Annotated in this window: 13 protein-coding genes; 8 read left to right on the forward strand and 5 right to left on the reverse strand. The window is 65.5% G+C overall.

Annotated features, from left to right (window positions below; all coding sequences use genetic code 11):
• Positions 1–68: 68 nt before the first annotated feature.
• Both GF068_RS14030 and GF068_RS14035 read left to right on the forward strand, forming a co-directional pair.
• Positions 69–968: a LysR family transcriptional regulator gene (locus tag GF068_RS14030; protein ID WP_153819911.1), complete on the forward strand. Its 900-nt coding sequence runs from the start codon at positions 69–71 to the stop codon at positions 966–968.
• Positions 969–1056: 88 nt separating this feature from the next.
• Positions 1057–2514, forward strand: coding sequence for an FAD-binding protein (locus tag GF068_RS14035; RefSeq protein WP_153819912.1), 1458 nt, complete (start codon positions 1057–1059; stop codon positions 2512–2514).
• A 27-nt stretch (positions 2515–2541) separates the two neighbouring features.
• Here GF068_RS14035 and GF068_RS14040 read toward each other — a convergent pair whose 3' ends face one another.
• Positions 2542–2700 (reverse strand): flagellar basal body-associated FliL family protein, encoded by a 159-nt coding sequence (locus GF068_RS14040; protein WP_153819913.1) that lies wholly within the window; start codon positions 2698–2700, stop codon positions 2542–2544.
• A gap of 771 nt (positions 2701–3471) precedes the next feature.
• Here GF068_RS14040 and GF068_RS43555 point away from each other — a divergent pair.
• Positions 3472–4185 (forward strand): NUDIX hydrolase, encoded by a 714-nt coding sequence (locus tag GF068_RS43555; protein WP_170319481.1) that lies wholly within the window; start codon positions 3472–3474, stop codon positions 4183–4185.
• A gap of 52 nt (positions 4186–4237) precedes the next feature.
• Here the strand turns inward: GF068_RS43555 and GF068_RS14050 are convergent, their stop codons facing one another.
• Positions 4238–4906, reverse strand: a complete 669-nt coding sequence (locus GF068_RS14050) for a hypothetical protein (protein WP_153819915.1) — start codon at positions 4904–4906, stop codon at positions 4238–4240.
• A 279-nt stretch (positions 4907–5185) separates the two neighbouring features.
• Here GF068_RS14050 and GF068_RS14055 point away from each other — a divergent pair, with 279 nt between their 5' ends.
• From GF068_RS14055 to GF068_RS14065, 3 genes are all read left to right on the forward strand, one after another.
• On the forward strand, positions 5186–6454 hold the full coding sequence (locus GF068_RS14055) for a hypothetical protein (protein ID WP_153819916.1): 1269 nt from the start codon (positions 5186–5188) through the stop codon (positions 6452–6454).
• 130 nt (positions 6455–6584) lie between these two features.
• A complete protein-coding gene (locus GF068_RS14060) occupies positions 6585–8147 on the forward strand; it encodes a thiol-activated cytolysin family protein (RefSeq protein ID WP_153819917.1) in 1563 nt (520 codons plus the stop codon).
• Positions 8148–9028: 881 nt separating this feature from the next.
• A complete protein-coding gene (locus GF068_RS14065; RefSeq protein ID WP_153819918.1) occupies positions 9029–9241 on the forward strand; it encodes a hypothetical protein in 213 nt (70 codons plus the stop codon).
• Between the two features lie 3 nt (positions 9242–9244).
• On the opposite strand, the gene GF068_RS14070 is transcribed toward GF068_RS14065, so the two are convergent.
• From GF068_RS14070 to GF068_RS14080, 3 genes are all read right to left on the reverse strand, one after another.
• On the reverse strand, positions 9245–10504 hold the full coding sequence (locus GF068_RS14070) for a hypothetical protein (protein ID WP_153819919.1): 1260 nt from the start codon (positions 10502–10504) through the stop codon (positions 9245–9247).
• A gap of 217 nt (positions 10505–10721) precedes the next feature.
• Positions 10722–11495, reverse strand: coding sequence for a hypothetical protein (locus GF068_RS14075; protein ID WP_153819920.1), 774 nt, complete (start codon positions 11493–11495; stop codon positions 10722–10724).
• Between the two features lie 316 nt (positions 11496–11811).
• Positions 11812–12651, reverse strand: coding sequence for a peptidase associated/transthyretin-like domain-containing protein (locus GF068_RS14080; protein ID WP_153819921.1), 840 nt, complete (start codon positions 12649–12651; stop codon positions 11812–11814).
• A 360-nt stretch (positions 12652–13011) separates the two neighbouring features.
• Here GF068_RS14080 and GF068_RS14085 point away from each other — a divergent pair, with 360 nt between their 5' ends.
• Both GF068_RS14085 and GF068_RS14090 read left to right on the forward strand, forming a co-directional pair.
• The gene (locus GF068_RS14085) at positions 13012–13530 is read left to right on the forward strand and encodes a DinB family protein (RefSeq protein ID WP_153819922.1); all 519 of its coding nucleotides are present in this window, start codon (positions 13012–13014) and stop codon (positions 13528–13530) included.
• 60 nt (positions 13531–13590) lie between these two features.
• On the forward strand, positions 13591–14433 hold the full coding sequence (locus GF068_RS14090; RefSeq protein WP_153819923.1) for a hypothetical protein: 843 nt from the start codon (positions 13591–13593) through the stop codon (positions 14431–14433).
• The last annotated feature ends 2 nt before the right edge of the window (positions 14434–14435 follow it).

A 14435-nucleotide genomic window follows, 5' to 3' on the forward strand; every position in this document is an offset into this window, starting at 1 on the left:
GGGCGAAAGTCATTCTTGCGCGTGGCGCAAGAGTCGTGCAGCATGGCGCCGTGGACCTATTGGCTTGCATGACGACCTTCGTGCGCGTCATCGACGGCGGGAGCCTCTCTGCGGCTGCGCGCGCGCAGCGGCTCTCGTTGCCCGCCGTCAGCCGGCAGCTCCGCGCGCTCGAGGCGGAGCTCGGGGCCGCGCTCCTCGTCCGGTCGACGCGTCGCCTGCGCGTGACCGACGCCGGGCAGCGCTGGTACGAGCACTGCGTCCGCGTCCTCCGCGACATCGACGACGGACGCGAGGCGGTCCGGAGCACGCAGAGCGCTCGTGGCACGCTCGTCGTCAGCACGTCGCTCACGTACGGGGCGCTCGTCGTCATCCCGCGGCTCCGGAGGCTCGCGGAGGAGCACCCGCAGCTCGTCGTGGACCTGCGCCTCGAGGACCAGCTCGTCGACCTCGTCGGCGAGGGCGTCGACGTCGCCGTGCGCGCTGGATCGCCGCCGCCCGATAGCACCGCGTACATCGCGCAGCCGCTCGCCACCATGGCCCGCGTCCTCGTCGCCGCGCCGAAGTGGCTGCGCAAGAACGGGACGCCGCGCACGCCCCTCGAGCTCGCGCGCTTCGATCACCTCGTCCAGGTGACGCCGGCCGGCTCCGTCGTGCGCTGGAGGCTCTTGCGCGAGCGCGAGGAGGAGACCCCCGACGTGCGTGCTCGTATTCGTTCGAACGCGCCCCTCGCGCTGCGCGACCTCGCGCTCGACGGGGCGGGGATCGCGTACCTACCGGATTGGCTCGTCGAGACGGAGATCGCGCAAGGGCGGCTCCGGCGCGTGCTGCCGGAGTGGTCGTCGCCGCCGATCACCGCCTACGCGATCTACCGCGCCGAGCTCCGCGGTGCGCCACGGGTGCAGGCATTCGTGAACGCGCTGGCCCGGGATGGCGCGCCCCGCGCGACGAAAATCGAAAGCCGATCGTGAGCACGTTTTCGAGAATGCCTTTCGGCTGTCATGGCGGCGCGCTTCCCCTATACTGTCCCGCCACCTCTCCCTTCAGGAGCGATCGACCATGACCCAGCCCCAGAACCGCAGAGCTTTCCTTGCCGGCTTCACCGCCGCCTCCGTCATCCTCGCCTTCAGCCCCTCTGCGCGCGCCTGGCTGTCCGAGCCAGAGGCCGCTGCCGACGCCGTCCCCCTCCCGCCCCTCGACGGACAGCTCCTTTTTGCTCCCGACGATCTCGGCGCTGCCGCGGACGATTTCGGCCACATCCTCCACCACACCCCGTTCGCCGTCCTCCTCCCCGGCTCGATCGCCGACATCCGCCGGATCGTCCGCTTCGCCCACGCCCACCGGATCCCGATCGGCGGGATGAGCATGATCGGCAATACCCATAGCGTCTATGGCCAATCCCAGGTCGAGGCTGGCATCGTGATCAACATGGCCTCCCTCGCCGCCATTCACGAGATCGACGAAGATTGCGCCCTCGTGGATGCCGGCGTCCGCTGGGTCGACCTGCTCGCCGCCACGACGCCGCTCGGCAAGAGCCCTCCTGCGCTCACCGATCACATCGACCTCAGCATCGGCGGCACCCTCTCCGTCGGCGGCATCGGCGGCCAGGCCTTCCGCCACGGCATGCTCGTCGACAACGTCCTCGAGCTCGAGGTCGTCACGGCGCAGGGACGGCTCGTCGCATGCTCTCCCACCCGCCACCCCGCGCTCTTCCACGCTGCCCTCGGGGGGATTGGCCAGTTCGGCATCATCACCCGCGCCCGCGTCCGCCTCGTCGACGTCCCCGGCATGGTTCGCCGTTATACGGCCTTGTACTCCGCCCTCGTCGACATGATGGCCGACCAGGAGATGCTCATGGACGACGGCCGCTTCGACTACGTCGAAGGTTTTGCGCTCCCCGCCGAGGGTGGTGGGTGGATGTATCAAATCGAGGCCGCAAAATATTACGCCCCCGGACAGCCCCCGGACGACGCCGCGCTCACGGGCGACCTCGGCTTCGCGCCCTCCACCCTCACGGCGGAAGACCTCACCCATTTCGATTTCGCGAACCGCATTGCCCCCCTCGTCGCGTTCCTGAAGTCCATCGGCGCCTGGGAGCTACCTCACCCCTGGATCGACACGTTCGTCCCTGGCTCCCAGGCGGCCTCCTTCATTCAATCCGTCCTCGACCAGACGACGGCCGACGACATGGGCGGCGGGCCCATCCTCATTTACCCGTTCAAGCGCGCCGCCGTCACCGCTCCCTTCGTCGCCCTCCCCGACGAGCCCACGGTGTATCTCTTCTCCCTGCTCCGCACCGCGCCTCCTCCCGCCGTCCCCGATCTCCTCGCCAAGAACCGCGCCATCTATGAGACCCTCCGCGATCTCGGCGGCAAGCGTTATGTCGCGAGCGGCGTCCCCTTCACCTCCGCCGACTGGCAGGATCACTTCGGCGCCGCGTGGCCGGCGTTCGTCCACTTGAAGCACCGCTTCGACCCTCGCCGCGTCCTCACGCCCGGCCCTGCCATCTTCGACTGAGATCGCGCGAGCGAGGGCCGAGGCGTCTCACGGCCCGCCCCCGATGATGGCCTCCGGGGCCTCGTCCTCCGCGCCTCCGGGCGCGGCGGGCGCGCCGCTCCCGGGCCTCTGGGAGAAGAAAACGCCCGCGCCGATCAGGCACAACACCACCGCGATCACCGCGAATATCTCGAGGACCTTCTTCATTCTCCAGCACTGCGGCGTCGCACCGCGACGCCGCAGCCTCCTCACCGGGATGGGGGATGGATCGACGAGCGCGCGCACCGAGGCCTTCCACGGCGGAGCCATCCGCCTGCGGCTCGAATGCGCGGCTCATCGAACGAGCGCGGCGTAGATTGCCCGCCGAAGGCCCCCTCGTCCAGAAGAAAGGTCCCGCATTACGGACATTGTCTGTCCGATCCCCCGCGCGGCGGGTTCAGGGGCTCGACGCCGCGGCGACCCCGAACACGCGGCCGGGGTCCAGTATCCCTCCACGGCGCCGCACGGCGACCCCGCCGGCCAGGCTCCCAGCGCGCGTCGTGCTGGAGCGTCCGCGCTGCGCGCCGCTCCCTTTCGATGAGGAGGCCCTGGCGCGGCAACTCGCAGGGAGTTCACCGAGGACAGCGTCGCGGCTTCGCTCGCGGCCCCCCGCGTCCAGGTGATCTTGGGGCTCTGCCCGAAGCGAGACGCTCGCTTTTTGGCGCGTCGGTTGCACCCCGGCCTGACCGTGAGGCGCCCGGCGCGCCCGTGTCAATCATGCGCGTCATATTTCCCGAGGTGGGCGGTGCCGGTGGAGAACCAGCGCCGACGGGCGGCCGCAAGGGCCATCTGCCCCTTTGGCTCAACCGGCCATCCATTGACGTATCATGCCGGCCTCACCAAATAAACGCTAGTTCATTACAAACATTGTTCGCGCGTGAAATATACGATTCAATCAATCGAGGCAATGTGCCTCCGGCGCAGAAGGAGTCGATGACCATGGCAACAACGAAACACTGCCGCTCCGCGATGGCCACCACCTGTGCCTTGGCGGTACACTTCGTCGTTCCGACACCCGTCGCGTACGCCGATCTCAAGGCTTGCTATCTGGTGGCGTACGATTGTAGATCGGCGGTTGGCGCGGACATTCTACTGGGAAGAAGAAATGTGATCATGAGGAGGCGCGGTGAGGTGGTCCTGTCGCAGCCTACCGTGCTGCTGAACGCTGGGCAATACCTGGTCCCGAGCGGCCTAGCAGAACCAGGTGAAACCGACGGAGCGGCATGCGCCATCCGGGAATTCTTGGAGGAGACAGGGATCGACATGAGCTCGTATCATGGCGAATTGTCGCGGTCGACGCGTACTTTGATGGATGAGAATACCAAGGAGAAGCATGCGGTGCACTATGTCCGCGTGGATGACGTCGTTGCCCTTGGGAACGCCATCCAGGTGAACCTAGACGCCTCGAACACGCTGGCCGACGAGCTCCACGAGGTTGAAATTTCCCCGGAATCCATCGCGATCCACTTCTTCCAGCCCGCCCCGCCGCGACATCATGCCAGGCTCGGGTACGTCATGCCCAAGTGGATGAGGGATCAGTACGACGAGGCCAGCCGCTCCGCATGGAACGGCCACCGCCTCGACACCTACCTCCTCAGTCCTGCATCCGACTGGTTCAAAATGGCGATCGAGCAAATGCCGAGCTGCCCTTGACGCTGCTCCTTGGCCCGACAGAGTTCGCATGGACGTACGTCGGGTCCCGCCGTCAAGCGGTTTCCGGCTCCTCCACGGGGCTCAGCAACCCCGGTGGCTCCACGCAGAAGATGCCGAGGCCGTCGACCCAATCCGAGCGCTCGCCGAGGAAGTATCGGACTCCGCCCACCACCATGCCGGGCGGGCAGACACCCATCCCGCGTCCATGAGTGCCGTGCTCGGCCCCACGCGGCTCTCGACCCCTGTGCCAGTTCACGAACAAGGTCTCGCCATCACTCAGTCGCAGGCATGAGATCCCGATAGCGTCGACCCAGTCCGACTTCCCGCCTTCATAGTACTGGACGCCGTTGACGACGTGTCCTGCCGGGCACTTCCCACCACCCATTCCGTGCGTTCCCTGCCCGCGACTGGGCTCGCCGGAAGGATCCCAGTCGTGCTCAGTTACTTTGCCCGTCAACAAGTTGATACAGGAGACACCGATTCTGTTCACCCAATCAGGGTTCTCTCCTGTGAAGTGCTCGAAGTATCGAATACCGTTCACGACCGACAAGGGCGGACAATAGCCCATGTCGGCGTCGCGGGCGCCCTGCTCCGCGCCGCGCGCTCCCGCTTCGACGTCCCAGTTGTGACGGACGCCACTTTGCGCAGACGCGAGAGCCGCAAAAGCGCTCACGACCGCAACTGTCTGGACACCCAGACACAGCTTGAATGAGATTTTCATGGCCCATGCTCCCTTGATGGCGAATCGATGTCCCAAGTGCTCCGACGTCGCTCGTTGTGGGCCGATGGGAAGTTCATGCTCGGAGATCCGGCGCGGTGTTCATTCAATTACGCCTTCCCATCAATGACAACGACGCGAAAAATCTACGCCCCTTGGATCCTGTCGTCAAGGTCAGACCGCGGAGGGAACAGCGATCGCATCGGCGCTTGCGACGCGGAGTGGATCGCACAAGTGATATACAAGGCCAATCGATTGGCCCACGCATGAAAGGAGCCGAAAATGTCACTCAGTCACAAGTGGGCACGCTTGATTGGGCCGACTGCGTTTGCTGTCTTCGCCGCCGATGCCTGCACAAGCGACTCGGTCGCGCTCGCAGGTGTCCCCATGGTCGGATTCGAATGGGAGTTTCCAGGAGTAAAAGTAGCGATGGTTGCCAGGGACAAGGCCAACAACCCCGTCGATCCAGAGCTCGCTGGACCTGAAAGGGTGCTGTGTGCCAGCGACAAGATCAACAGTTATCCTCTTGTGAGCATCACGTACGACGATGGTAAAGGGCCTGAGGGAAAAAAGCCGGTCCGGACACTCGAGATCATGACGGCGCCGTTCGAGGTAGTCAAGATGAATGAAATAATGCCACAATCATTCGCTGCGATCAAGGGGTTCTTCGCGGCAGCGTTGAATGAAAAGAGTGAAAAGAGTGATGGTTGGTATAAGTCATGGTCTTCCATTGCGGAAGAGTCGGAATTGTTGTTGCTCAACACAAGTGCCAACAACTGGCCCTGCGGGCGCAAGCCTGAAGAATTGGTCGATACGTACGGTGACCACGTTGGTTACGTACGATTTAATGCGGATATAAGTTTTTATCCTATGCGCCAATGGCACCACCGTGATGTGGGGACCCAAACCAATGTCGGCATCAAACTCTCGGATTTGGTCACGAGAGATCTGAGTGGTAGACGCCTGTTTGGTGACGAGAAGGTGATCGGGCAAAAGGCCTACGAGCAGGCGAAGGACGCGTTGAGAAACGTGGACATGGACGACGAAGCCAAGAGTTTTCTGATACTCGTCGCGATGGGCGTAAATGTTCACACAGAAATGAACCAGATCGGTAGCGACAGCTTGTCTAACGCCGCGGTCAAGAACATGTTCGGGATGTATCCCAAAACGCGTCTGAACGATATATACAGGGGGCTGCAAGAGAATGATCGCGATAAGGTTGAGGGGTGGTTGGTCAACAGTAATGAGTTTAACACGAAATTTTGTGTCCAGCCGATGGATTGCACAAAGGAGATATCCAACTATTGGGAAGCGATCCGTGATGGCATGGACCCAATCGATGTTGCCAAACCTGCTGGTCCTATCACGTTGAATGATCCAGGTGGTATGGGTGTCGTCATGGAGGTCCGCCTGCAGGACGCATTGGTTAACAGGTACGCAACACTCCGATGGAGGGGACCCAAAAACAAAGGGAACGAGGGGCAATTTGAATTGGTGGACTGGGAAAGGTTCAAACACTCGATTGATAAACTGTTCTCCGTTGCGAATTGAGCGAATGGCTTGGGCCCACGTGTCTATACGAGGACCGCAGCATTTGGAGGCAATCTGGAGGGGTGCACCTGTCAATCATGGGCAGCCATGGCCGTAACCATCCGACTGTTGTCGTAGTGGCGGGGAGATCATGACGAAGCTGAGATTAATTACACTCCTGGCTCATGTGGGCCTGTTGGGCACCGCCTGCGTCGCGACCACCGATGAGGCAGATTCGAGCCGAACGGGCGAATATCGACAGGATGGTGAGATACACCGCGGCGAGGCGAGCCAGCCGTTGATGGCGATTGCCGCGATCGACATCGACGATTACATCCGCTCCCTGGACTACGATCAGCGACAGATCTTGAATGTCCAGCTGGAGGGCCGGACGCCGACGCCGCCGGCCAGGGAGCGGGAGAAGAAGGGGAGCGCGGTCATCATCACGACGAAAACGGAGCACTCCCTCAGCAAGAACCTGTCCGATGTGGCTCTCCTGCGCCCCACGACCGGAGTGATTTTTCCCGGCGCGCTGATCTTCGCGGACCACAACCTGATGGAGGGGCAGCCGGTACCCATCACGCTCCCCCGGAGCAACATGATCATCTCGATCGATCTCCCGGGATTGCGGCATGGCTGGCGAGTCGTCGAAGAGCCCTCCAACTCGTCCGTTCAAGATGCCGTCGTGGAAATGCTGGAGGAGTGGAACGCACGCCCTGCGTCTCAGGGTTACGCGAACGCGGCCCGCTCGTACTTCGAGGTAAAGACGGCGTATACCTCGAGGCAGGTCGCGCTGGAGCTCGGCATCAACGCCAAGTGGGCCGCCGGGGCGGCCTCGTCACAGCTCGACGTCAGCACCAACTCCGAAACCTCGGTTGCGATTGCATTTTTCAAGCAGGTCTTCTACACCGTCACCCTGGATGTCCCCAGCAGACCGTCAGCGTTCTTCGCGGATTCTGTCACTCTCGCTGATGTACAGCAGATGTTCAAAGCCGAACGCCCCCCCGCCTACGTGCGGAGCGTGGACTACGGCCGTATACTCATGGTGCGAATGGAAACGATGTCACGCGACACCCGAGCCAATCTGCAGGGCGCCCTGAAGCAGGTGACCTCCGGCGGCTTCGAGGTGGGAGGCAGCCTGCGTGCTCATTACGAGGACATCGCCAAGAACGCGACCTTCACGGTCGTGGCCATTGGTGGGGGCGCCCAGACGGTCACATCGTTCGCGGGCAGTGAAGACGACATGAAGAAGTTGCGAGAGTACATCACCAATGGTGCGACTTACCGGAGGGACAACCCGGGGGCCCCCATCTCCTACACGGTGGCATTCATGCGAGACAACGCGATCGCCACGATGGGTTTCACGGGCGACTACACCCAGACAGAAAGCGTCGAGTACCCGAACGGGTTCATCAAGATGGAGCACCGCGGGGCGTACGTGGCAAAGTTCGAGGTCTCCTGGGAGGAGCCCGACTTCAACGACGAATACACAGTACGCAAATCATGGAAGTCTGGCAATAAAACAGCGGGCTACTCGCACAAGCTCGACCTGCCGGGCGACGCGCGCAACGTGAAGATACTCGGCATGGCTGCCACCGGCCTCATTTGGGATCCGTGGGCAGAGGTGCTGAATCTTGCTTTGCCGGGCATCGACAACAAGTGCTACCGCATCAAAGGTACGACCCTGCACCGGAGCTGGGACACCCGGTGCTAAGCGGGTGCATGCGTCGGAACGGTGCGGGATGCCCCGCACGACGCGGGTGGGGGGTACGAGGAGGCTCGTGCCCATTTGCATGTTGTGGGTCGGGCTCAGGAGCCCGATCGAGATCCCGTCGCACGTCATCGTCGGGTCCTGCTTCCCGTCTTCATGAGATCCGACGCCTGTCGGATCTGGTTGAGATCGATTGCAGTGTCGACGAGCTTGTGTCTGTCCGACCCCCCGCGCGGCGGGTTCGGGGCTCGACGCCGCGGCGACCCCCGAACACGCGGCCGGGGTCCAGTATCCCTCCACGGCGCCGCACGCCCCCACGCCTTCGAACGCCGGCGGGCAACGCGCCCACGGCGAGCGTGCTCGCGAGGCATAACAAAAGGGAAGGGATGGAGCGCGTGGACGCGCGGCGGGGTCTTCGGGGTGAGCTCATGCGAGGTGGGATCCACCGCGCCTCGCGGGTGGCTCAAAAAAGACCACGAAGCGCCGCGCGAGACGAAGATGAGCCGATCCGGCCGCCTCGAGGATCCAACCCGAAGGACGCCTCTGCCGGAGCGCTCGATCGACATGGGCAACGTCGGCGGATCGCTCCGCGAGCGCGCCCTCGCCCTGGCGCTCGCGGAGCTCTTGCGCGCGCGCTGGGCGGATATCGCGGCGATGGCCGCCGAAAACACCTCCGACGACCCGGCCCGCGCCTCCGCGCGTGCATCGAGTCCACCCAGCGCGTCCCTGCCGGCGCGTCCCCCGAGCCAGCCTCCCGCGCCGTCGCGTGGCCCTCGGCCTTCCGAGCGCGCGCCCCCTCCGCCGCTCCTCTCGGCGGGCGGCTCTCGGCGGGCCCGCGTATCGAACTGGGCTCTTGCGACGCGCGCCTCCGCGCGCTCGCGACGGTGGCCCCCGTCGCCTCCGCGGGTGGCCTCGTCGTGATCGTGTCGGGGGTCGGGAGCGGCCGCGTGGCGCTCGTACCTAGGCTCTGGATATCGCTGGATCTCGAGGTCGGTTACGTGCTCCGCCGCCTCGAATCCCCGGCCGCCGCGCGCGCCTCGCTTGGCTTCGGCGGGATGCTCGGCGGCGGCCGGCTCGGGCTCGCGCTCGCCCTCTGACGTTCAGGGCGCGCAGGGATCGACCGGCGGCGGGTCCGGCGGGGCCACGGCGCCCAGGTGGGCCGCCTTCATCGTGAACCCGATTCCGATCGAGATCCCGTCGCACGTCTTCGTCGGGTCCTGCGTCCCGTCCTTCATGATATCGGACCCCTGTCGGATCTGGTTCATGATCGATTGCAACGTCGGCGAGCTCGGGTCACAGAACGAATCGTCGAACTTCGCGGCCGTCTTCGCGATCTCCGCCAGGAACGCCTCCGTGTCGATGATGCCGCCGAGCTGCCCCTCGATGGCCCCGTCGTGGCCTGGAGAGAGCTTCATTTCGAGGCGCGCGTGGCGGATGGGGATCGCCGAGAGGATCGCGTCGTTTCCATCACCGAGCACCAGATTGAAGTTCGCCTCGGGGCCGGATCGGTAGACGTCGTCCTCGATCACGCTCTGCAGGAACACGTTCTTCGCCGAGGCAGGATCCGCCGGGTCGAGCAGGAAGTCGGGCCCGAGGGGCCAGGCGTCGGTCCCGTCCCATTGCGGCGCCGCCAGGTTGTCGCCGCGGTAGAGCTTGCTCGTCGCGGCGCACGACGTCGACGCGCCGAGCCCCTCGATGGCCAGCAGGTAGGTGAATTTGCCGGCCTGCATTTCCTGGTTCACCTGGCTCGAGTAGTCGCTGGTGAGCGCCAGGATGATGGGCAGGATGTTCTTGCCGAAAGAGTTGTCCTTGCCCTCGTTGCCGTCGGGGTACACCGCGGCGGGGTGGCCGCCGCTCGCCGGCTGGCACAACCCGACGGAGTCCTTCGTCGAGATCACGCCATCGAGGTTCATTCCATAGTGCTTCCAGGCCATGTAGTTCGGCGTGCCGTCGGGATCCGTCTCGCCCAGCAGGAGCTTGTCGATGGCGAAGACCGTCGTCGTCCCGTCATTACACGCCGGCAAGCTTCCGCCGCCGCCAGCGCCGCCGAAGCCCCCCTCGCCGCCGCCGCCGCCGCCCGCGCCGCCGATGCCACCTTCGCCGCCGCCGCCGCCCGCGCCGCCGAAGCCACCTTCGCCGCCCACGCCGCCGCTGCCACCCTGGCTGACGCCGCCTTCGCCGCCCGCGCCGCCGCTGCCACCCTGGCTGACGCCGCCTTCGCCGCCTTCGCCGCCCGCGCCGCCGCTGCCTCCGGGGCCACCTGGGCCGGCGTTCACGGTGACATTGCAGCCGGCCGCGAATGCGATCGCCGCCGCCGTCAAGACGACCCCACCCGCTCGCAACAAGGAAGAATACCTCATACCTATCTCCTCTCGATTCACCCTGCCGGTAGCGGCAGCTTTTCGACCATCCAGCCTGGGACACGGCAACATGCGTGCCGTGGATGGTGGTTCTCTTTTACGGTCCGCGCCCTCGCGCGCTGGCAACCTGGTTGGCGCCCCCCCGGTCGTGCTGCCAACCCGGCAAGAGTCGGACGTGCCTGGAACGCCGCGCGTGGACGTGGTTGCGCGTGAGGAATCAGGGGTGGACTTCGGGGATCTCGGCCTCCGCCGCGGCGGCCTCTTCCGGCTCTTTGGCCGTGTCCCTCCGGGCGGCGTTTGCTCGGTATTCGTCGAGCGGTCGGAGCGCGTCGCGCGCGGCGGCGCGGGATTCGATCGAGGCCTCCTCGTCGAGGCATACCGCGACGAGCTGGAGGGCGTGGAGAGCGATCGCGGCGCCCACCTCGCGCAGCGGGACGGCGAGGCTCGGGGTGGCGACCTCGGCGCGGGCCTTGGTGACGCCGATGGCCTGCCCGTACAGCTTGTGGATCCGCCGCACCTCGGCGAGGAACTCGGGCCCCGCGACGGCATCGATATCGGCGGCGAGCTGCTCCTCGTCGATCCGCTCGAGCCGCTTCTGCGTCTCGGCCCACTGGCTCGCATAATCGGCCTTGAGGAACGAGAGCCCCGTGGGGAACAGGGTGGCGACCAGGAAGCCGGCGCGCGCGGCGAGGGGATGTGTCTCCTCGGGCAGGCCCGAATAATCCTCGATTCGCCCGAAGAGGCGGCTCATGGCATGATCGGCGAGCACGTCGAAAGGCCGCGCGTCGGGCCGCTTCGCCACGCGATCCCGCTCCTTCCACGTGGTCTGGAGCGAGACGGCCTTCTGGCGGAGCGCCTTCGCGGCCTTCTTGACGGCGAGCGGCGCATGCTTGGGCGTGGCGGCGAGGAGCTTGGTCGAGAGCGCGACGGCGCCGGGCACGTCGAGCTTGGGTGAACGAACATAAACGGACGGGTCGAATTCAGCGTCCATGGAAACCTCCATCAAAAGGGGGTGCGAGGCAGACGATGGAGGGCGCAGGAGTGTGCAGACGGAATCTTGCTCGATGTGCGCACATCGTTCCTGGAGGTTCCGGGACTTGGCGGATCGATGTGGAACATCGCGGCTGGAGGTTCCGGGACATGCCGGATCGATGTGGAAGATCGTTTCGGGAGGTTCCGGGACGTGGCGGGGCGATGTGGGAGATCGTTTCGGGAGGTTCCGGGACGTGGCGGGGCGATGTGGGAGATCGTTTCGGGAGGTTCCGGGACGTGGCGGGGCGATGTGAAGATGGTTTCTTCCCGAGCCGTCACGGGATCGCGCCGCTGACCTGCACGCCACCCCCATCCTTGGCGATCTGGGGCTGAATGATGACATTCGGCGGAGGCGGATCGGGGCGGTTGGCGAGCCCGATGATGAGGCCCGCCAGCGAGATCCCCGCGAGAACGCCGCCACCGGCAGCAACTCCCGTCCAAACGCCCGAGGATTGGCCGCCAGCCTCATCGCTCCGCAGGACGAGGCCCAAGGCGAGAGCACCGGCGCCGAGCCCCATCCCGATCCCGCTCGCGACCATGAGGTTCCGGGGCCACGTCGGCTGATCGCTCTTCGATCCCGTCGACAGGTTGGCGTTGATGTTGAAGTGGATCTGCGTCGGCGCTGGAAACGCGACGTATTGCGAGTGGACCTTCTGCTGCATCGCGATGTCGAGCGTCTTGTGCTCTCCCGCCTTGACCTCCACGTCCGTCTGGTTCTGCCAGTAGCCGGATGCATTCGCTTTGACGATGTGTTTGCCCGGCTCGACGAAGAGCTCCTCGTGGAACGGCCAATCCGTCACGTGATTGCCATCCACGGTGATGCGCACGCCGGGGATGTTGACGCGAGGGACGATCGTCCCGACGTGCTTCTTGCAGTACGCGTGGACGGACCGCACCTCATCCAGGGTATGCAGTGCGAAATCACGCGCGCTCCAGAACGCGAAGAGGTCCTGGATGTGACGCGCACAGGGCAAGTGGAGCCCGGCGCGAGCCTGCGCGAAGGCGAGCTCGATCTGCACGCTGGGCCCGTCGTTGAGCTCGTAGGCATCTCGATACTTGTCGAGTGCCTCCTGGATCTTGCCCTCCTTTTCGAGGGCCTGTGCCTCGACGAGCATCCTTCTCGCTTCGGGATCGAACGCCAGGAGGAACCGATGCGACCTGTACGACACATGCGGGATCTTCATCGTTTCGCCCGGAGGAGGCTCGGCCGTGGGCGCCGCCAGAGCTGCCGAGGCCGAGAGGGACACCACGAGGAGAACCGAGCTTGCGAGAGGCAGGTGCTCATGCGACCAGCGTATACACCAGATCATCGAGCGGTCAAGACGAACCGTTTGCCCGGGGGAACGCCGTCAAACCTTGGGTTCGTCCGAGGAGCAACGGCTCGAGGCGCTCGTCGACCCCGTGGAAGCCGCCTCCCGGCGTCCCCGCGTCATCGCAGATGGCGAACCCGCCCGCGACCATGGTACAGTCCTCGAATGTTGCTCCCGGTCTTGCGTTATCAGCTCGACATCTCGTGGTCGCTCCTGTCGCTGCACCTCTCGGCCCTGAACGACGAGATGTGCTTGTGGGAGCCTGCCCCCGGGGCGTGGACGGTGCGGCCCAAGGACGGGCGCTGGGTCGCCGATCTCGTCCTCCCCGAGCCGGATCCGCCGCCCACGACCACGATCGGCTGGGTGACCTGGCACATCGGCTGGTGGTGGACGGGCGCGTATGCCCACACGTTCGGCGCGGGCCGAGGCGAGAAGCTCGACATGATCGAGCTCGCGAAGACGGTGGATTGGCCGGGCAATACAAAGGCCGTCACGGCGTGGCTCACGGGCCTGCGGGACTCGTGGGCGCAGGCGATGGAAAAGCTCACCGAAGCCGATCTCGGGCAGCCGGTCGCGTGGTTCGACCAGCCGCTCGGCCACGTGCTCGCCTGGGCGAACGTCGAGCTCATGAAGAACGCGGCCGAGATCGGTCAACTGAGGCTCCTGTACGGGGCTCGCCGCTGATCCCCTCGGGCTGCTCCGGATGACGCCCCGGACGATGGAGCCCATAACGATCCCGGATCCATGGGCTCGTATCGTCCCCTGGCGGCGCTCGCCGCGCTCCTGCTCGTCCCGCTGTCCGGCGGCAGGGCCCGCGCCGCAGAGCCGTCGCCCCCCTATATCTCGCCCAAGGCGGGGACGGCCAGGGTCGAGGCCCGAAGACCCGCGAAACCCGCGGGCCCCACGCCCATGGTCCGGCGTGGGCTCATCCTGCCCTCGGGGCTGCTCGACCCCTACCTGAGCCCCTTCGCCGAGCGCCCCGTCGGCGGCGATGAGCTTCGCGCGGGGACGAGCTTCGGCGCCGTCTGGGGTTTCCTCCCCGAAATGCACCTCGACGTCCAGATCGGCCCGAACTACCTGACGCCGCGCGCTCCCCCCGGGATGGGCCGCTTCACCGTCACCGGCCGGTTCGTCCAATCGCGGCCCGTCGACCTCGGCGCCTCTTTCATGGTCGTGCTCGATCCGAACCCCGGGCACGCCCTCCTCAGCTACGTCCAGCCGGGCCTGCCCGCCATTTTACGCCCGAACGAGCACCTCCGTATCGATACGGGTATCCACGTCCCCATGTATCCCACAGGGGATCGCCGTATCGGGCTGCGCGTGCCGCTCAACGTCTATGTCCAGCCCGCCGATCGTTATCACCTCGGCGCGACGAGCGCCCTGTTCGTCCCCGATACCCGCGATCCGAAGGGGACGACCCTGCCCGTCGGTTTGACCGGCGGCTACACCGCGGGCCCCGAGCTCTCGTTCCTGGCGATCACCCCGTACGTCACCTGGACGAACTTCTACCAGCCCGCGACCGGCGCCCTGGACACGCGCTCCTTCGTCGCGGGCGTGATCGCGGATTTCATCATCGACCTCCGGTAATT

Origin of the sequence: Polyangium spumosum (assembly GCF_009649845.1) — a bacterium.
GTDB classification, from domain to species: Bacteria; Myxococcota_A; Polyangia; order Polyangiales; family Polyangiaceae; genus Polyangium; species Polyangium spumosum.